Annotated in this window: 14 protein-coding genes; 6 read left to right on the top strand and 8 right to left on the bottom strand. The window is 72.8% G+C overall.

The annotated features are described in order from the left end of the window. Positions 1-31 precede the first annotated feature (31 nt). From glmU to pth, 4 genes are all read left to right on the top strand, one after another. Positions 32-1,489, top strand: a complete 1,458-nt coding sequence (gene glmU / locus H300_RS0109620; RefSeq protein ID WP_028427269.1) for a bifunctional UDP-N-acetylglucosamine diphosphorylase/glucosamine-1-phosphate N-acetyltransferase GlmU — start codon at positions 32-34, stop codon at positions 1,487-1,489. Positions 1,490-1,582: 93 nt separating this feature from the next. Then, positions 1,583-2,560 carry a ribose-phosphate diphosphokinase gene (locus tag H300_RS0109615; RefSeq protein ID WP_028427268.1) on the top strand — a complete coding sequence of 326 codons (978 nt, stop codon included), beginning with the start codon at positions 1,583-1,585 and terminating at the stop codon, positions 2,558-2,560. A 245-nt stretch (positions 2,561-2,805) separates the two neighbouring features. Further along, positions 2,806-3,393, top strand: a complete 588-nt coding sequence (locus tag H300_RS0109610) for a 50S ribosomal protein L25/general stress protein Ctc (RefSeq protein WP_028427267.1) — start codon at positions 2,806-2,808, stop codon at positions 3,391-3,393. 163 nt (positions 3,394-3,556) lie between these two features. Beyond that, positions 3,557-4,150, top strand: coding sequence for an aminoacyl-tRNA hydrolase (gene pth, locus H300_RS0109605; RefSeq protein ID WP_028427266.1), 594 nt, complete (start codon positions 3,557-3,559; stop codon positions 4,148-4,150). A 102-nt stretch (positions 4,151-4,252) separates the two neighbouring features. On the opposite strand, the gene H300_RS0109600 is transcribed toward pth, so the two are convergent. Next, entirely contained in the window at positions 4,253-4,930 is a 678-nt protein-coding gene (locus H300_RS0109600) for a TetR/AcrR family transcriptional regulator (RefSeq protein WP_028427265.1), read from the bottom strand. A gap of 285 nt (positions 4,931-5,215) precedes the next feature. Here H300_RS0109600 and ppc point away from each other — a divergent pair, with 285 nt between their 5' ends. Next, complete coding sequence (ppc, locus tag H300_RS0109595) at positions 5,216-8,005, top strand: phosphoenolpyruvate carboxylase (RefSeq protein WP_028427264.1); 2,790 nt, start codon at positions 5,216-5,218, stop codon at positions 8,003-8,005. 100 nt (positions 8,006-8,105) lie between these two features. Here the strand turns inward: ppc and H300_RS0109590 are convergent, their stop codons facing one another. Both H300_RS0109590 and H300_RS0109585 read right to left on the bottom strand, forming a co-directional pair. After that, on the bottom strand, positions 8,106-8,615 hold the full coding sequence (locus H300_RS0109590; RefSeq protein WP_037979722.1) for a hypothetical protein: 510 nt from the start codon (positions 8,613-8,615) through the stop codon (positions 8,106-8,108). Between the two features lie 174 nt (positions 8,616-8,789). Then, positions 8,790-9,614, bottom strand: a complete 825-nt coding sequence (locus H300_RS0109585) for a trans-aconitate 2-methyltransferase (RefSeq protein WP_028427262.1) — start codon at positions 9,612-9,614, stop codon at positions 8,790-8,792. Positions 9,615-9,763: 149 nt separating this feature from the next. Here H300_RS0109585 and H300_RS0109580 point away from each other — a divergent pair, with 149 nt between their 5' ends. Further along, entirely contained in the window at positions 9,764-10,261 is a 498-nt protein-coding gene (locus H300_RS0109580) for a MarR family transcriptional regulator (RefSeq protein WP_028427261.1), read from the top strand. 12 nt (positions 10,262-10,273) lie between these two features. Here H300_RS0109580 and H300_RS0109575 read toward each other — a convergent pair whose 3' ends face one another. The 5 genes from H300_RS0109575 to H300_RS0109555 form a co-directional block, all read right to left on the bottom strand. Beyond that, entirely contained in the window at positions 10,274-10,993 is a 720-nt protein-coding gene (locus H300_RS0109575) for a response regulator transcription factor (protein WP_028427260.1), read from the bottom strand. A 333-nt stretch (positions 10,994-11,326) separates the two neighbouring features. Beyond that, positions 11,327-12,013 carry a response regulator transcription factor gene (locus H300_RS0109570; RefSeq protein ID WP_028427259.1) on the bottom strand — a complete coding sequence of 229 codons (687 nt, stop codon included), beginning with the start codon at positions 12,011-12,013 and terminating at the stop codon, positions 11,327-11,329. 275 nt (positions 12,014-12,288) lie between these two features. Further along, on the bottom strand, positions 12,289-14,229 hold the full coding sequence (locus H300_RS0109565; protein WP_028427258.1) for an outer membrane protein assembly factor BamB family protein: 1,941 nt from the start codon (positions 14,227-14,229) through the stop codon (positions 12,289-12,291). A gap of 211 nt (positions 14,230-14,440) precedes the next feature. Then, positions 14,441-16,243, bottom strand: a complete 1,803-nt coding sequence (locus H300_RS0109560; RefSeq protein ID WP_028427257.1) for an ABC-F family ATP-binding cassette domain-containing protein — start codon at positions 16,241-16,243, stop codon at positions 14,441-14,443. 116 nt (positions 16,244-16,359) lie between these two features. Beyond that, positions 16,360-19,233 (bottom strand): hypothetical protein, encoded by a 2,874-nt coding sequence (locus H300_RS0109555; RefSeq protein WP_028427256.1) that lies wholly within the window; start codon positions 19,231-19,233, stop codon positions 16,360-16,362. Positions 19,234-19,338: the final 105 nt, after the last annotated feature.

Here is a 19,338-nt window from a genome sequence, read left to right as displayed (position 1 = left end):
TGACATTCACCCGAAGCCGAAGGGCACACCCGTGAGCGCCAACCGCCCGGCAGCCGTCGTCGTTCTCGCAGCGGGTGAGGGCACCCGCATGAAGTCGGCGACACCGAAGGTCCTGCACGACCTCTGCGGAAGGTCGCTGGTCGGCCATGTGGTCGACGCCTCCCGCGCCCTGGATCCGGAGCATCTGGTGATCGTCGTCGGGCACGCCCGCGAGCGGGTCACCGCGCACCTGGCCGAGGTGGACGCCGGGGTACTCACCGCAGTGCAGCACGAGCAGAACGGCACCGGCCACGCGGTCCGGATGGGCCTGGAGGCGCTCCGCGCGTCGGACGCCTCGCTCGCCGGCACGGTGGTGGTGACCTGCGGCGACACTCCGCTGCTGACCGCCTCGACGCTGGAGGCGCTCGTCGGGACGCACGCCGCGGACGGAAACGCGGTCACCGTCCTGACGGCCGAGGTCCCGGACGCGACGGGGTACGGCCGGATCGTCCGGGGTGCGGACGGCGCGGTGACCGCGATCGTGGAGCACAAGGACGCCGACGGCCCGCAGCGCGCGATCCGGGAGATCAACTCCGGGGTGTTCGCCTTCGACGGCACGCTGCTGGGCGAGGCGCTGGGCAAGGTGCGCACCGACAACAGCCAGGGCGAGGAGTACCTCACCGACGTGCTGGGGATCCTGCGCGAGGCGGGGCACCGGGTCGGTGCCGCAGTGGCCGCGGACCACCGGGAGATCCTGGGGATCAACAACCGGGTGCAGCTCGCGGAGGCCCGCCGGCTGCTGAACGGGCGGCTGGTGGAGCGGGCGATGCTGGAGGGGGCGACGGTCGTCGACCCGGCGTCGACCTGGCTGGACGTCTCGGTGACGGTCGAGCCGGACGTGCTGGTGCACCCGGGTACGCAGCTGGTGGGGCGCACCCACCTGTCCTCCGGGTGCGAGGTGGGACCCAACAGCCGGCTGACGGACACCCGGGTCGGTGAGGGTGCGCGGGTGAGCAACACGGTGGCGGAGTCCGCGGTGATCGGCGCGGAGGCCCAGGTGGGCCCGTACGCGTACCTGCGGCCGGGTACCGAACTCGGCACGCGGTCCAAGGCGGGCGCTTACGTGGAGATGAAGAACGCGGTGGTCGGCGAGGGCAGCAAGGTGCCGCATCTCTCGTACGTGGGGGACGCCACGATCGGCGAGTACACCAACATCGGCGCGGCGAGCGTCTTCGTGAACTACGACGGCCAGGCCAAGCACCACACCACGATCGGCTCGCACTGCCGTACCGGGGCGGACAACATGATCGTGGCGCCGGTCACCGTCGGGGACGGCGTCTACACCGCCGCCGGTTCGGTGATCACCAGGGACGTGCCGCCCGGTTCGCTGGCGGTGGCACGCGGCCAACAGCGCAACATCGAGGGCTGGGTGGCCCGAAGGCGTCCCGGCAGTGCCGCCGCGCGTGCCGCGCGGGAGGCCGGGGAGCCGCCGCAGGACGGCGGCGAGTGACCGGCTCTCGGCCGGGCTGCGCCACGCGGGCGCGTCCCGGGCAGAGCGTACGGTGAGAATCGCACATCCGCAGTAACCCAAGGAGTCGGTGCAGTGACCGGGATCAAGTCGACCAGCGAGAAGAAGTTGATGCTCTTCTCCGGGCGCGCCCATCCGAAGCTGGCGGAGGAGGTGGCCAGTGAGCTGGGCGTGGACCTGGTTCCGACGAAGGCGATCGACTTCGCCAACGGCGAGATCTACGTCCGCTTCAAGGAGTCGGTGCGCGGTGCGGACTGCTTCCTGATCCAGAGCCACACCGCGCCCATCAACAAGTGGATCATGGAACAGCTGATCATGATCGACGCGCTGAAGCGGGCGTCGGCGCGGAGCATCTCCGTGGTCATCCCGTTCTACGGCTACGCCCGCCAGGACAAGAAGCACCAGGGCCGGGAGCCGATCTCGGCGCGGCTGATGGCCGACCTGCTGAAGACCGCGGGCGCCCACCGGGTGCTCAGCGTCGACCTGCACGCCGACCAGGTGCAGGGCTACTTCGACGGGCCGGTGGACCACCTGTTCGCGCTGCCGATCCTCACCAGGTACATCAGCGACCGGGTGGACCGCGACAAGCTGACGGTGGTCTCGCCGGACGCGGGCCGGGTGCGCGTGGCCGACCGCTGGGCGGACCGGCTGGGCGCGCCGCTGGCCATCGTGCACAAGCGCCGCGACCCGGACGTGGCGAACCAGGTGACGGTGCACGAGGTGGTGGGCGACGTCGAGGGCCGGGTGTGCGTGCTGGTCGACGACATGGTGGACACCGGGGGCACGATCGTGGCCGCGGCGGACGCGCTGTACGCCAACGGTGCCGAGGACGTCATCGTGACCGCCACGCACGGCATCCTGTCGCACCCGGCGCCGGACCGGCTGAAGAACTCCCGGGTGAGCGAGTTCGTGTTCACCAACACGCTGCCCACCCCGGCCGAGATCGACCTGGACAAGATCACCGTGCTGTCGATGGCGCCGACGATCGCGCGCGCGGTGCGCGAGGTGTTCGAGGACGGCTCGGTCACCAGCCTCTTCGAGGAGCAGAACTGATCCCTCGCCCGCCGGACCCCCGCCCGACCCGCGGTGAGCGGCCGGGCGGCCGGACGCGGAGGGGCGCGGTTGATCGATTTACGTTGCGGCCTCCCCGCCGGGTAGCATCACGGATGTTGCTCGGCGAGGGAGGCCGTACCTGCGGGTGCGGCTGTCCGTTATCGACGCGCTCTTCGTAGCAGGCCTGTCGTACGGGCCGGGTGACGGTGCACACAGATCCGTCCACACAGCGAGGAGCGTCCGTCATGGCAGACGTCAAGATTTCCGCCGAGGTCCGCAACGAGTTCGGCAAGGGCGCGGCCCGCCGGCTCCGCCGCGAGGAGAAGATCCCCGCGGTCATCTACGGCCACGGCGCCGAGCCGGTCCACGTCGCGCTGCCCAGCTACGACATGATGATGGCCCTGAAGAACTCGAACGTCCTGATCACCCTGGACGTCGAGGGCAAGAAGGAACTGGTCATCCCGAAGGCCGTGCAGCGCGAGGCGATCCGCGGCTTCCTGGTCCACGTGGACCTGCTGACGGTGAAGAAGGGCGAGAAGGTCCACGTCGACGTGCCGGTGCACGTCGAGGGCGACCTGGGCCCCGGCCAGCACATCCTGGAGTACGCGCTGAACTCGCTCCCGGTCGAGGCCGAGGCCACCCACATCCCGGAGTCCTTCACCGTCTCGGTGGAGGGCCTGGTCGCGGGCGACCACGTCCTGGCCAAGGACGTCCCGCTCCCCAAGGGCACCACCCTCACCGTGGAGGACGACACCGTCGTCCTCCAGGTGCTGGCCGCGCAGGCCGAGGAGCCCGCGGCGGAGGGTGAGGAAGGCACCGAGGGCGGCGCGTAACCACCGGCGGTCCGCCGCGGTCCGGGCCCGCTGCCGTCGCGGCAGCGGGCCCGGACACGCGCGGGAGCGTGCCGGACCGCCGCGGCACAGCGGCACAGCGGCACAGCGGCACAGCGGCACAGCGGCAAGAGTCCCTCCGACGACGCCCTGCGGGAGAGCAGCGATGAGCGACACGTCCACCGAGCCCTGGCTCGTCGCCGGCCTCGGCAACCCGGGCCCGGGGTACGCGGCCAACCGGCACAACGTCGGTTTCATGGTCGCCGACCTGCTCGCCGACCGGATGGGCGGCACATTCAAGGCGCACAGGGCCCGTGCCCAGGTGGTGGAGGGCCGGATCGGCCCGCCGGGCCCCCCCGGGCACCGGGTGGTGCTCGTCAAGCCGATGTCGTTCATGAACCTGTCCGGCGGCCCGGTCACCGCACTGCGCGACTTCTACAAGATCCCGCCGGAGCAACTCGTCGTGGTGCACGACGAGTTGGACATCGACTACGGCATGCTGCGGCTGAAGCGCGGCGGCGGCGACAATGGGCACAACGGGCTCAGGTCGCTCACCAAGTCCCTGTGCCCCGACTACTACCGGGTGCGATTCGGCGTGGGCCGTCCGCCCGGCCGGATGCAGGTCGCCGACTACGTGCTCCGGGACTTCTCCGCCGCCGAGCGCAAGGAACTGGACTTCCTCGTCGACCGGGCCGCCGACGCGGTCGAGTCGCTGCTCACGGACGGCCTGGAACGGGCGCAGAGCAGCTACAACCGCTGACCGGCCCGGCGGGCCCCAGCCGGCCGGGGCCCGCCGGCGCCGGGCCGCTCGCCGGAAGCGGCGGAGACGGGAGCGGAACGCCCGCCGGTGCCGATCCGCGGGTCAGGCCCGGCGGTGGCCGATCAGGCGGGGCTTTTGCTCCAGGCCGTTCAGCCCGTGCCAGGCGAGGTTCACCAGGTGCGCGGCGACCTCCGCCTTCTGGGGCCGCCGTACGTTGACCCACCACTGCCCGGTCAGCGCGACCATCCCGACCAGGGCCTGGGCGTAGAGCGGGGCCAGTTTGGCGTCGAAGCCGCGGGCCTTGAACTCCAGGCCGAGGATGTCCTCCACCTGGGTGGCGATGTCGCTGATCAGGGAGGCGAACGTGCCGGTGGATTGGGCGACGGGCGAGTCCCGCACCAGAATGCGGAAGCCGTCGGTGTACTGGTCGATGTAGTCGAGCAGCGCGAACGCGGCCTGCTCCAGCAGTTCGCGCGGGTGGCCGGCGGTCAGGCCGTCGGTCACCATGTCGAGCAACTGGCGCATCTCCCGGTCCACGACGACGGCGTACAGCCCCTCCTTGCCGCCGAAGTGCTCGTAGACGACCGGTTTGGACACCCCGGCCTTGGCCGCGATCTCCTCCACCGACGTCGCCTCGAAACCGCGCTCGGCGAAGAGTGCCCGGCCGATGTCGAGGAGTTGCTCCCGTCGTTCCTTGCCGGTCATCCGTCGGCGGGAGGCCCGCCGCGCAGCGGGGGCCTTGTCGCGGGGGGTCTCGGAGGTGCTGTCGTCGGTCGCCACGGGACCATCATGCCGCCTCGGCGGTGTCCGGTTCGCGGCGGGAAGGGGTATCGGTCCCCGTGTCCGCACTCCGGTGTGCGTGGTCCGGGAGACGGTGGGCAGGTACTCGGGGCGGGGGGATCCACCGGCTGCGGAGCACGTCGCGGGAGGTCGTCGGCGGACCGCAGCGTGGACAGCCGCCGCCACAGAACGCGGGGGCACCTATCCTGGGTCCGTCGGACAGCGCGGTCCGTGACCTGCCAGAAGCGAACAACCTGCCGAGATTGCTGCAAGGAGCCGCCCCTCATGAGCAGTGCCGACGCCCATCCGGAGCTGTCCCGCACCGCGGGAGCAAGCGCCGCACCGGAAGCAAGGGAAGCTCCGGCCCCCGGGGACACCAGCAGCGCCCTCCGGGCCGACATTCGCCGCCTCGGCGACCTGCTGGGCGAAACCCTCGTCCGCCAGGAGGGCCCCGAGACGCTGGAACTCGTCGAGCGTGTCCGCGCGCTGACCCGCAGCGACGGGGAGGCGGCCGCCGCGCTGCTCGGCGAGACGGACCTCGCGACGGCCGTCAAGCTGGTGCGCGCCTTCTCCACCTACTTCCATCTGGCCAACGTCACCGAGCAGGTGCACCGCGGGCGGGAGCTGCGGGTGCGGCGCTCCACCGAGGGCGGCAGTCTGGCGCGGACGGCCGACATGCTCAAGGACGCCGACCCGGCGCATCTGGCCCAGACGGCGAAGAACCTCGGGGTGCGGCCGGTCTTCACCGCCCACCCGACGGAGGCCGCCCGCCGCTCGGTGCTGACGAAGCTCCGCAAGATCGCCGAGCTGCTGGACAGCACCGAGGACACCGAGCGGCGCCGCACCGACCTGCGGCTGGCGGAGAACATCGACCTGATCTGGCAGACCGACGAGCTGCGGGTGGCGCGCCCGGAGCCGGCTGACGAGGCCCGGAACGCCGTCTACTACCTGGACGAGCTGCACCGCGGGGCCGTCGGCGACCTGCTGGAGGACCTCGCGGCCGAGCTGGAACGGGCCGGTGCCCCGCTGGCGGCGGACAGCCGCCCGCTGACCTTCGGCACCTGGATCGGCGGCGACCGGGACGGCAACCCGAACGTCACCCCGCAAGTGACCTGGGACGTGCTGCTGCTCCAGCACGAGCACGGCATCGGCCAGGCCCTGGAGCACGTGGACGAGCTGCGGGGCGCGCTGTCCAACTCGATCCGCAACTGCGGCGCGACGCAGGAGCTGCTGGACTCGCTCCAGCAGGACCTGGACCGGCTGCCGGAGATCACCCCCCGCTACAAGCGGCTCAACTCCGAGGAGCCGTACCGACTGAAGGTCACCTGCGTCCGGCAGAAGCTGCTCAACACCCGCGAGCGGCTTGCCCAGAGCTCGGCACACGTCGAGGGCCGGGACTACCTCGGCACGGGCGAGCTGCTGGACGACCTGGGTGTGGTGCAGCGGTCGCTGCGCGAGCACCGCGGCGGGCTGATCGCGGACGGCCGGCTGGAACGGGTGCTGCGCACCCTCGCCGCGTTCGGCCTGCAACTGGCCACGATGGACGTCCGGGAGCACGCCGACGCCCACCACCACGCGCTCGGGCAGCTCTTCGACCGCCTCGGCGAGGAGTCCTGGCGGTACGAGGACATGCCGCGCACCTACCGGCACAAGCTGCTCGCGAAGGAGCTGCGCTCGCGTCGGCCGCTGGCGCCGGCTCCCGCGCCGCTCGATGCGGCGGGGGCGAAGACGCTGGGCGTGTTCGAGACGGTCCGCAAGGCGCTGGACACCTTCGGGTCCGAGGTCGTGGAGTCCTACATCATCTCGATGTGCCAGGGCGCGGACGACGTGTTCGCGGCGGCGGTGCTGGCCCGGGAGGCCGGCCTGATCGACCTGCACGGCGGCTGGGCGCGGATCGGCATCGTGCCGCTGCTGGAGACGACCGACGAGCTGCGGATCGCGGACGAGCTGCTGGACGCCATGCTTTCCGACCCCTCGTACCGCAAGCTGGTGGCGCTGCGCGGCGACCTCCAGGAGGTCATGCTCGGCTACTCCGACTCGTCGAAGTTCGGCGGCATCACCACCTCGCAGTGGGAGATCCACCGGGCCCAGCGGCGGCTGCGCGACGTCGCGCACCGGCACGGGGTGCGGTTGCGGCTGTTCCACGGCCGCGGCGGCACGGTCGGCCGGGGCGGTGGTCCGACGCACGACGCGATCCTTGCGCAGCCGTACGGCACGCTCGACGGCGAGATCAAGGTGACCGAGCAGGGCGAGGTCATCTCCGACAAGTACCTGGTGCCCTCGCTGGCCCGGGAGAACCTGGAGCTGACGGTGTCGGCGACGCTCCAGGCGTCGGCTCTGCACACCGCGCCGCGGCAGTCCGACGAGGCGCTGGCCCGGTGGGACGCGGCGATGGACACCGTCTCGGACGCGGCGCACGGCGCGTACCGGCGGCTGGTGGAGGATCCGGACCTGCCGGCGTACTTCTTCGCCGCCACCCCGGTGGACCAGCTGGCGGAGCTGCACCTCGGCTCGCGGCCCTCCCGGCGTCCGGACAGCGGTGCGGGCCTGGACGGGCTGCGGGCCATCCCGTGGGTGTTCGGCTGGACGCAGTCGCGGCAGATCGTGCCCGGCTGGTACGGCGTGGGGACCGGGCTGAAGGCCGCCCGGGAGGCCGGGCTGGACACGGTGCTGGGCGAGGCCTACGGGCACTGGCACTTCTTCCAGAACTTCCTGTCCAACGTGGAGATGACACTGGCCAAGACGGACCTGCGGATCGCGCGGCACTACGTCGAGACGCTGGTGCCGCAGGATCTGCGGCACGTCTTCGAGACGATCGAGGCGGAGCACGCGCTGACGGTGCAGGAGGTGCTGCGGATCACCGGGGAGCAGGAGCTGCTGGAGGCCAACCCGGTGCTGCGGCAGACGCTGAAGATCCGGGACGCCTACCTCGACCCCATCTCCTACCTCCAGGTCGCGCTGCTGCACCGGCAGCGGCAGGGCGCGGAGCGCGGCGAGGAGCCGGACCAGGTACTGTCGCGTGCGCTGCTGCTGACCGTCAACGGGGTCGCGGCCGGACTGCGCAACACCGGCTGACCGCAGGCGAGCGGAACACCGGGGCCGCGGCGGCGCTCCGGCCCCGGCGTTCCCGGCGTTCCCGGTGGCCGGAGTACACCGGCCACCGGGAACGCGCCGGTCACAGGAGCGCGAAGGTGGCGCCCATCAGAGCCGCACCGAGCAGGGCGCAGGTCCACGCGGTGCGGCGCATCCGCAGGCCGCCGCCGATCACCAGGGCGGCCAGCAGCATCGCTCCAGCGAGCGGCACCCAGGCGTGCAGGATGCCGGCCGGCCCGGTTCGGACGACCTCGTCCGTGCCGGGCCGCACGGCCACGCCGAGCTGCTCACCGGTGCCGCGGGTCACGGACTCGTCGATGCGGACCTCCGGCCGGGCGCCGCCGGTGCCGTCGGTGGGAGTGAAGGGGCCGGTGCAGCGCTCCTCCCCGCAGCTCTCCACCACCATGGTGCCCTGCTCGCGTCCTGCCTTGAGCATGTTGTGCTGGGCGGTGCCCCACGACTCCCAGACTCCGGCGGCGAGCAGCAGCAGGGCCACCAGCACCATGAGCAGGTTCTTGGCCAGCAGCAGCAGTCCGAAGGCGCTCTCCCCGGCGCGTCGGATGCGGCTGCCCTTGGCGGTACTGGTCGGCATGGCCGAGATACTTGGCCATCCCGGGCCGCTGGTCAACCTGGGCTTGACGCTTGTCCGGTTTTGCGGTGATCCGGGAACTCTCACCGTCCGCCCGCCGGTTCGTCACGGATCGGCGGGCGTGGAGGCGTCCCGCGCGACGGGCGGTGAGGACGGGGCCGCCGGGCCGGGGCGGGGTCACCGGGCTGCCGCCTTCCGGGCGACGGCGAAGATCCGGCGGAACGGGAAGGCGGTGCCGTGCGGGCCGGGCGGGTAGGCCTCGCGCAGCCGGTCCCGGTACTCGGCCACGAACGCCTCGCGGGCCGGTGCGTCGTCGGCGAGGGCGGTGAGGACGGGCCGCAGCGCGGTGCCCTTCACCCAGTCGAGGACGGGATCCTCCCCCGGCAGGAGCTGGACGTAGGTGGTCTCCCAGGCGTCCACCTCGCAGCCGAGGTCGGTGAGCCGCTGGAGGTACTCGCAGGGTTCCAGGATGTGCACGTAGGACCGGCCGTGCGGGCCCAGCCGGGCGCGCCAGCGCGGGGTGTCGCACAGTTCCCCGAGCAGCGCGTGACTCGGGGACACGAAGTTCCCCGGTACCTGGAAGGCGAGGACCCCGCCCGGGAAGAGGGCGTCGAGCCAGGACTTGAAGGAGTCGGCATGACCGCTCACCCACTGGAGCGCGGCGTTGGAGACGATGAGGTCGTAGGGGCCCGCCGGGTCCCAGTCCGCGATGTCGGCGCGGGCGAAGTCGAGGCTGCCGCCCCCGGAGGTCGGCCCGGCGTGCCGCTCGGCGCTGCGCAGCATCTCCGGCGAGCTGTCGAAGCCGGTGATCCGGGCGTCGGGCCAGCGTTCGGCGAGCAGGGCCGTGACGTTGCCGGGCCCGCAGCCGAGGTCCGCTATCCGGTGCGGACGGCCGGGGGCGCCCGGCTCGGGTATGCGGGCGAGCAGGTCGTGGAACGGGCGCACGCGCCGGTCGGTGTGCCTGAGGTACTGCTCGGGGTCCCACACGGGGGCGGTGGACATGGACGGGCCTCCTGGATGGACATCGGGCTGCCGGTGCCTGTGCGACGGCTCCGAGATCGGATCCTTCCACCCGCGGGGGCCCGGCATCCCCCGATTTTTGTCTCGACATCAAGAAACTTCATGCCGACAGAACTATTACACTGACCTCCATGGAGGACGAGGTCGATCGACTGGTCGCAGCATGGCGCCGGGAACGCCCCGATCTCGATGTGGAGCCGCTGGAAGTTCTCAGCCGGGTGAGTCGCCTCGCCCGCCACCTCGACCGGGCCCGCCGCATCGCTTTCGCGGAACACCGCCTGGAGCCGTGGGAGTTCGATGTGCTGACCTCGCTGCGCCGGGTCGGCGACCCCTACCAGCTCTCCCCCGGGCAGTTGCTCACCCAGACCCTGGTGACCAGCGGCACGATGACGAACCGCATCGACCGGCTGGCCAAACGCGGACTGGTGGAGCGGCTTCCGGACCCCAGCGACCGCAGGGGCGTGCTCGTGCGGCTGACCGCCGAGGGGCGCGACCGCGCGGACCGGGCGCTGGCCGGGCTGCTGGACCAGGAGCGCGCGATCCTCGTCCGGCTCTCCTCCGGTCAGCGCTGGGAGCTGGCCGCCCTGCTGCGGCAGCTGACCGCGCCCTTCGACAACCTGCCGGACTGAGCGACTCCCCGCTCAACCCGCGGCCCGCTCCAGGTCCACCGGGCCGACGCCCGCCCGTCGGGCCAGCGCGACGGCGGCCAGGGTGGAGTGGACACCCAGCTTCCCCAGCACGTTCTGCATGTGGGTGCGGACGGTGTGCGGGGAGAGGAAGAGGCGCTCCGCCACCGCCTTGCGTCCGAGTCCGGCCACCATGCACCGCAGCACCTCGTGCTCGCGCGGGGTGAGCGAGGCGACCAGTCGCTCGCTCTCCGAACGGTGCTTGCGGTGCGCCGTCAACTCCCGCAGGACTCCGGTGAGCAGGGCCGGCGGCAGATGTGTCTCCTCGCGCAGCACCCCGCGGACGACCTGGAGGAGCCGGGAGAGCGAGCAGTCCTTGGCCACCCAGCCGGAGGCGCCGGCCTGGAGGGCGAGGGCCGCCCGGCGTGGATCGTCCCGCTCCGCCAGCACGACGGTGCGCAAGCCCTGGTGGACGCTGCGCACGAGGGCGATCAGGGGCGGCGCCGGTTCGCCGTCCCCGTTCGGCTCCGGGGCCAGCGCCCCGCCGAGGTCGGCGTCGATCAACGCGACGTCGAAGCGGCGGCCGTCGGCGCCGGCCCGTTCCAGGCAGCGCAGCGCGGCCGGGCCGCTGCCGGCCGCGACCACGTCGACGTCCGGCTCGGCGGCGAGCGCCGCCGCGAGCGACTCGGCGAAGATGCGGTGGTCGTCGACCACCAGGACCCGGATTCGTTGCACGCGCACCCCCAAGGGACGGGGGCGGGCACGGCCGCGGCACCCGGCCGGAGCGTCGGTCCCGGCACGGCCGCCGCCGTGTCGCGTTCCGCTCCCGCCGCGGGCGTCGCACCCGGCTGTCCGGCCCCCTGATCGACACCGGCCCCCACCAGTGCTGCCCTTCAGCGTAGAGGCGGGGCCCCCTGAGGGAAGGCCTTTGGCGAAACTGGCCGCCGGGGCCGGGCGCCGCATGCCCCGGCAGGGGCAGCCCTCCCTGCGGGAGCCGAGTGCATCCGCGCGCCGCGCACGGCTCACGCGCGCCCGCGCACACCGGACGTCCCCGCGCCGGTGGCCCCCTCAGCGGACGGGCGGCGGGACGGGGCGCCCGGCCCGATCCAGCAGGCCCGTCCGGGCGGCGAGCGCGGCGGCCTCCAGCCGGGAGCCGACCCCCAGTTTGACCAGCACCCGCTGGACATGGGTGCGCGCGGTGCTGGGCGCGATGCCCATGCCGACCGCGATCAGCCGGGTGTCCTCGCCCTCCGCCACGCGGACCAGCACCTCGATCTCCCGCGGGGTGAGCAGCTGGAAGAGCCTGCCCCCCTCGTCGTCGGGCTCGGGGGCCGGGTTGAGCAACTGGCCGAACGCCTCCCGGAGCAGCCGCGGAGCGACCGCGGCCTCCCCGGCCCGGGCCTTGACCATGGCCCGCTCGACGTTCTCGATCCGTTCGTCGTGGCGCACGTAGCCGGACGCTCCGGCGGCGAAGGCCGCGGCGATGCCGCGCGGACTCGGGACCGGCCCGAGCACCACGACCGCCACCTGCGGCCGCTCGCGCTTGATCCGCTCCACCGGTTCGAAGGCGCCGCTCGCGGCGGGGGCGGCGGTCCCCCACAGGCAGACCTCCGGCGCCCGGCCGACCACGAGCTCGGCGGCGCCCACGGCCGGCGCCGCCGAGGCGACCACCCGGTGGCCACGCAGCTTCAGTGCCGAGGCCAGCGCCTCCGCGAGCAGTCGGTGCTCGTCCACGACCATGAGCCGTACGCTCATCCAGCCCCCTGTCCTCTCCCCGGCTCCCCGGCCCGTTTCCCCCGGCCCCGCTCAGAGCCTGCTCTCCGCCCTGGGAAGCTACACGCTTGTTCGACACGCCGCGCCCGGTACCGGTGGAATACCCGCTCCCGACCGGTTCCGCCCCGTTCCGGGACCGGAAGTGCGAAAACTCCGCACGATCCGCCACCGGCGCACATACGCCGGCAGCCCACCGCCGGTACGGCGGTGGGCTGCGTGGTGGGGCACAGCGCGGGGGGGGTGCCCGGGCGGGCCGGTTACTCGAAGTAGGCGATCTCTCCCTTGTTGAGCTCCGCCTCCTGGTAGACGGTCTCCGCCACCAGGACGAAGGCGCCGCTGTCCCAGTAGGGGCGGCCGCCGGAGACCGAGGCGATCCCGGACAGCTCCTTCTCCTCCTTCGGCAGCTTCAGGTAGTCGCTCGCCTCGCCCGTCTTCGGGTCGAGCTGCATCAGAGCGCCCGCCCCGTCGTAACCGCCCTTCTCGTAGGTGAGCAGCTTGCCGTCCTGCATCGCCAGCGGCGAGGTGTCGCTGCCGTTCGCGGCCTCGGAGACCCAGCGGTTCTCGCCGGTGGAGAGGTTGAACGCGACGACCTCGTTGATCCGGCCGCCGTCCTCACCGCCGCTGTGCGGCCTGGTCGCCATGTAGAGGGTGTCGCTGTCCTTGTCGGCGACCGCGTTGTAGCAGCTGGAGGGGCCGATGTTGGTGCAGTTGAGCTGGAAGCGCTCCTCCTCGTCGACGTCGAACTTCTGCTCCACCTCGGCCTCCTTGCCGTCCACCGAGAGCACCATGATCTCGTTGATCTGGTAGCTGGAGCCGCCGCCCGCGGCGACGCCGACGACCAGCGGGTCGGTGGACAGGATGCGGGTGACCCGCACTCCCTCGGGCGCCTTCCACTCCCAGGCGGTGTCGCCGCTCGCCGTCAGCGACTGGATGCGGTAGTCGTTGTCGAAACCGCACTGCATCAGGGTGAGGAACTCCTTGCCCCCGCTGACGTAGGCCCGGTCGTTGCAGGTCTCGTAGCTGGTGCTGCTCCACAGCTGCGTGCCGTCGCTGATCCGGTAGGCGGCCGATCCGCCGATCCAGGCGACACCGGCGATGTCCTCACTCACGGCGGGATAGGGGTAGCTGACGTCGGCGGAGTCCTCGCCGTCCCTGGCGGGCAGGTCCTTCTGCCACAGCTCCTCGCCCTTGGCGAGGTCGATGAGCATGACCTTCTCGCACTTGCGGCCCCAGACGATGAACGCCCTGTCGCCGGTGGAACCGGGCGAGGCGGCGCAGTGCCGGGCGCGGGGGGCCTTGATCTCCCAGGACTCGTCACCGCTCGCGCGGTCGTAACCGATGACCGACTCGACGGAGTACTTGACCAGCGTGTCCTCGGTGAACCAGGTGCCGGGGGTGTAGGCGATGCGCTCCTCCACGACCGGCGGCGCCTCCTTCTCCCACAGGAGTTCGGCCGCGCCGTCCTGCGGCGCGGCGCCCTTGCCGTCGTCGCCACCGTCACCGCCGCCCTCGCCGTCACCGCTGCCGCCGTCGCCGCCCGCGCTGCTGCCCCGGGTGTCGCCCGTGGCCTCCTCCTCGCTGCCGCCGCCCAGGAAGAAGACGCCGCCCACCGCGATCAGTGCCACGGCGACGACCGAGGCCAGCACGACCACCAGCCTGGTGTTGACCCCGCCGGACTTCGACCCGGCCGCGGGCATCGGGTACGTCGGCTGCTGACCGTACGGGCCGGGTTGGCCGTACGGACCCGGCTGCTGGCTGTAGGGGCCCGCCTGCTGGCCGTAGGGGGCAGGCTGGCCGTACGGACCGGCGTGCTGCCCGGGCGGACCCGGGTAGCCGTAGCCGGGCGGCTGCGGGGACGTGGGCTGCCCGTCCTGGGGCACCTGCGGGTATCCGTAGCCGGCGGACGGCGGCGCGCCGAAGCCGGCGGGCGGCGCTCCGGACGGCTCGGCGGAGCCGTCGTCCGGAGCTGCGGCGCCCTCCGGGTCCGGGGTGTCCGTCCGGTCGGCCCCCTGCGCTTCCCCGGACGCGCGTGGCTCCTCGGCGGGGTCCGGCGATCCGGACGCGGATGGCTTGTTCAGGTCTATCGGGCGGGCGGACTCGCCAGAGCCCCGGGGCTGCTCCTGCTCATCCGGCCCGTGCGGCGGCTTCGGCTCCCGGGAGCCCTCCGGCTGGTCCGGCGGTTGCGGCGGCTGCGGCATGGCGATTCCTTCTGCACGCGCGGACCGACTGCCCTGCCTCTCATTCCCCCGTAAGGAAGAGCGAATCGGACATCTGGCCCGCCATAATCGAGGACAACCCACTGGTGATTGAGTCCAGCCCTTTCTATCACCGGACACCCACGACCCCCTGACCGGTTCCCGCCGGAGAGCGCTCACCCGGTCCCGCCGCTGTCGCCGCCGGGGCCGGACCTCACTCGTTCTCGGCCAGTTCCAGCCAGCGCGACTCCAGTTCGTCCTGCTGCTCGGCCAGCTCCCGCCGGGTGGCCTCCAGCTCCGCAACCCGCTCGAAGTCGGTGGCGTGCTCGGCCATTTCCGCGTGCAGTTCCGCCCGCTTCCCGCCGATCCGCTCCAGTTGCCGCTCGATGCGCTGAAGCTCCTTCTGCGCGGCCCGGGACACCGCGGCCGGCTTGGCGGCCGGTCCCGGGGAGGCGGGGGCGGCGGCCGCCGCGGCGGACTCCCGCGCCCGGGCCCGCCGCTCCAGGTACTCGTCGACCCCGCGCGGCAGCATCCGCAGGGTCCCGTCGCCCAGCAGCGCCTGGACCCGGTCGGTCGTGCGCTCCAGGAAGTACCGGTCGTGGCTGATGACGACCAGGGAGCCGGGCCAGCCGTCGAGCAGGTCCTCCAGCTGGGTCAGGGTCTCGATGTCCAGGTCGTTCGTCGGCTCGTCCAGGAAGAGCACGTTGGGCTCGTCCATCAGCAGCCGCAGGATCTGCAGCCTGCGGCGCTCTCCGCCGGACAGGTCGCCGACCTGCGTCCACTGCTTGTCCTTGACGAAACCGAACCGCTCGCACAGCTGGGAGGCCGTCATCTCTCGGCCCTTGCCCAGATCCACCCGGGAGCGCACCTGCTCCACCGCCTCCAGTACGCGGCTGCGCGGGTCGAGCTCGGCGACCTCCTGGGAGAGGTAGGCGAGCCGCACGGTGCGGCCCACCTTGATCCGGCCGCCGGCCGGCTGCACGTCCCCCTCGCTGCGGGCAGCCTCGGCGAGGGCCCGCAGGAACGAGGTCTTTCCCGCACCGTTCACCCCGACGAGGGCCACCCGGTCGCCGGGCCCGAGCTGCCAGGTCACGTGCTTGAGCAGTACCTTCGGGCCCGCCTGCACCGTGACGTCCTCCAGCTCGAACACGGTTTTCCCGAGGCGGGAGTTGGCGAAGCGGGTCAGCTCCGCGGTGTCGCGCGGCGGCGGCTCGCTCGCGATCAGCTCGTTCGCCGCCTCGATCCGGAACCGCGGCTTGCTGGTGCGGGCCGGGGCCCCGCGCCGCAGCCACGCCAGCTCCTTGCGCATCAGGTTCTGCCGCTTGCTCTCCTCGGTGGCCGCGATCCGCTCCCGCTCGGCGCGAGCGAAGACGTAGTCGCTGTAGCCGCCCTCGTACTCGTGCACCGCGCCGCGCTGCACGTCCCACATCCGGGTGCAGACCTGGTCCAGGAACCACCGGTCGTGGGTGACGCAGACGAGCGCGGAGCGCCGGTTGCGCAGATGGCCCGCCAGCCAGGCAATGCCCTCGACGTCGAGGTGGTTGGTGGGCTCGTCCAGGACGATCAGGTCCTGCTCGTCGATCAGCAGCTTGGCCAGCGCGATCCGGCGCCGCTCGCCGCCGGAGAGCGGACCGATGACGGTGTCCACGCCCTGCGGGAAGCCGGGCAGGTCCAGGCCGCCGAAGAGGCCGGTGAGGACGTCGCGCACCCGGGCGTTGCCCGCCCACTCGTGCTCGGCGAGGTCACCGAGCACCTCGTCGCGGACGGTGGCGGCCGGGTCGAGCGAGTCGTGCTGGGTGAGGACGCCGAGCCGGAGGCCGCTGTTGTGCGTCACGCGCCCGCTGTCGGCCGGTTCCAGCTGGGCGAGGATCCGGATCAGGGTGGTCTTGCCGTCACCGTTGCGGCCGACGACACCGATCCGGTCGCCGTCGTTCACCCCGAGGGAGACGCTCTCCAGCAGCGCGCGCAGGGCATAGGCCTTGCTGACGGTTTCCAGATTGACGAGGTTGACGGCCATGGGGCTCCGGCTCCTAGCGAGGGATGGTCAGCGGCCCAGCCTAAGGGCTGCGCCGCCGCCCCTGGGGGCCCGCCCGCTTGGGTCGGCACCCACGGGAGCTGGCCCCCGGCGCGGGGTCAGCCCGCGGGCGGTGGCAGGGGGCAGCCGGTGGCCGGGTCCCGCGGGTGCTCGACGTCGAACAGCTCCCCCCGCAGGAAGGCGCACTCGGGCTGGGCGTCCGGATCGCGGATGTCGGCCAGTTCCAGTACGGCGAGGTTGCGGTCGTTCCCGATCCGCGAGTTCCGGAAGTCCACCTCTCCGCTGGTCCCCTGGAAGGGCTCCTCCCGGAGCTGCTGCGCCACGGCGGCCCGGTGCGGCGGCCGCGGTTTCTCCTCCCCCTCGGTGCCCAGCCGCTCGTACAAGCGGTCCGTGACGGCCACGAAGAGTCCAGCCACGTCATACGCGATGCCGGTGCGTTCGGCGGGCCACGGCATCGACGGCCGCTCGTCCCCGGACAGCTTGCCGGCGAGTTCCTCGTGCAGCTTGGCGTACCCCGCGCAGAAGGCGTTCAGCGGCGTGCCGGAGCCGACCACCGGCTCAGGCACGCCTTCCAGGCACGACGCTCCGGCGAGGGTGACCAGGCTGCCCATCCCGACGTAGGACATCGACTGCCCGGCGAGCGCGCTGTGCCCCCGGTTGTCCTGCTGCGCCACGAAGCGCGACACGGAGTCGGAGGCGACGATCTCCGGCAACTGCCCGGGCTTGGTGCAGCCGAACGTGGCGGACCGCAGGAAGTCGCCGAAGTCGGTCTCGCGGCCGACGTAGTAGACGAGTTCGTCGCTGCGGTCCTCCTCCCCGCAGAAGGAGTCGACGGTGCCCGCCGAACGCCCCCACGGCACTGACTCCACGGCCACTCCGGTCTCGTCCAGCTCCTGGCGCGCGGCGGCCACCAGCGTGTCCACGTAGCTGTCGCCGGTCCCCGTGGGTGGATGGTGCAGCGTGACGGACCGGAACCGGCGGTGGTCGGCGTACTCCGCGATCAGCCGGGCCTGCTGCCGGTTGTCCGGCACCATCTGGAAGTACAGCGGGGAGAGGTCGCCCAGGCCGGAGCCGGTGAGCGTGGTGCCGACCGCGGGTACCCCGGCCAGGCCGAGTTCGGCGATCGCCTCCCGGGTCTCCACCACCGTGCGGTCCAGCCCCACCACGCCCAGCACCGAGGGATCGGACGCGAACAGCGGGCCGAGCATCTCGCGCACCACCTCCGGCGCCTTCCGCATGCCGTCGCCGGCGTTGGCCACGACGATGCGCAGCAGCGTCTCGGAACGCGACTTGACGTTCTGCGACCGCTGCCGCAGCAGGAGCCCCTCCAGCTCCTCCGCCGCGGCGTGGTCCGTGTCGGGCGAGGCCGCCCGGTGCGTCAGCCCCACGAGGTGGACGAGGGTGAGGTACGGGCGTCCGGGCGACTGCCGGTGCAGGCGCTCCGCGGTGGCGTTCTGCGCGAAGATCGCCCGCTGTGCCTCGCGCAGGCGCTCGTTGGCGCCGAACACCTGAGCGCCGCTGTCGCTGTACCCGATGCACTGGCGGTCGTCCCGGCCGAACTCGGCCACCCGCACCGACACCCCGCCCTCGAAGGCGGCGCGGACGTACGAGCAGTCCGCGGCCCAGGAGCGGTGCAGGTCCCCGGCGACGGGGAGCAGGGCGAGCACCAGAGCGGCGGCCAGCAGCACCTCGCCCAGACCCCGGCGGGCGGCCCACGGCGCACGGCGCGCCCGGAACGGCTCCGCTCCGTGGTCCGCCGGCGGCTCGGCGGAGCCCGCCCCGGCGCCCGTGGTCCCGGACACCGCCGACCGTGTCCGGAACCACAGGTACCGGGCGCCGGGCACCATGCGCTGCCGCTTCCGGGGGAGGTTGTCCAGCCACTTCCGCAGGGCGGTGTCCGCGTCCCGCAAGTCGTTCGGCCGCGCCGCCTCGTCGTCGTCGGCGAGTTCGGCGGGCCGGTGCTCGGCCGCGGCGACGACCAGCAGCGGGTCGGGCGTCCCGGTCTCGTTGCGGACCTCGTTGATCAGTCGCAGCAGTTCCCAACCGCCGTTCTCCTCGGAGACGTTGTCGAGGAAGACAACCGTGTAGGCGGTGCGCCGCCAACCGGAACGGTGCGGGGCGACGCCGAACCGCCTTCGGCGGTAGGCGCTGCGCAGGTCCTCCAGCAGGGCGTGCACGAGCAGCTTCCTGACGTGCTCCGGGTTCTCCCACTCCCGCCCTCCGGCGGTGAGCCGCTCGGCGAAGCCGAGGAGACTGCCGGAGTGCTGGGGCACCACGAACGGCTGCCGCCGCATGAACCAGCGGGCCTCGCGCCGCATACCCAGGGCGTGGTTCTCCAGCCACCGCAGACCGATCCGGCGGCCGACCTCCGCCAGGAGGTAGAGCAGCGGCCGGAACGCTCCCAGGGCCAGGTCGCCGAGCGCGTCGGCGAGGGAGTGCGGGGACGGGGAGTGGGGGTTGCGGCCCTTCCACTGCTTCAGCAGCTCGACCATCGGACGGTGCCGGCGCCCCCGCGGAGGAAGGACCCGCTGCAGGGTGAGCCAGTCGGCGAACGAGAAGTAGGGAAACGGGATCGAGTACCCCTTGCCGAACCGGTCGCCGGACAGAGCCCTCGACACCTCGTTCAGCAGCGGGAGCAGCGGCGGCTCCGCCGCGCCGGTCGGACCCCCGTCGGGCGCGGCGGGGTCCGTGTGCCCGACGGCGGCCGGAGCACCGCCGGCGGGGGCGCCCCGCCGGTGGACGGCCTCGGTGTCCACCCGGGCGTGCGGGACCCCGGGAGCATCCAGCCACGCGGAGAGCACAGCGAGCGTCTCGTCCCGGCCCTGCTCGCCCAGCAGGCAGATCAGCGGCAGCGGATGCTCCCCTCGGACGTCCTCGCCCGGCGGCCGCACGGGGAACGGCGGGCGGTCGATCAGTTCGCGCAGCATCGACGTCAGCGCCCGGATACCGACTGTGTCCCCCGACTCACCCATGAGCAGCAGGCTACCGGCCGGTCGGCCGGTGCGGAGGAGGCGGAACGGGCCGGAGGGGCGGGGACGTCACCGGGGCGTTGTGCGACAAGCGCCGCGGCCAGCCGG

The organism is Streptomyces sp. TAA040 (assembly GCF_000424845.1).
This window is presented reverse-complemented; position numbering and strand designations above follow the sequence as displayed.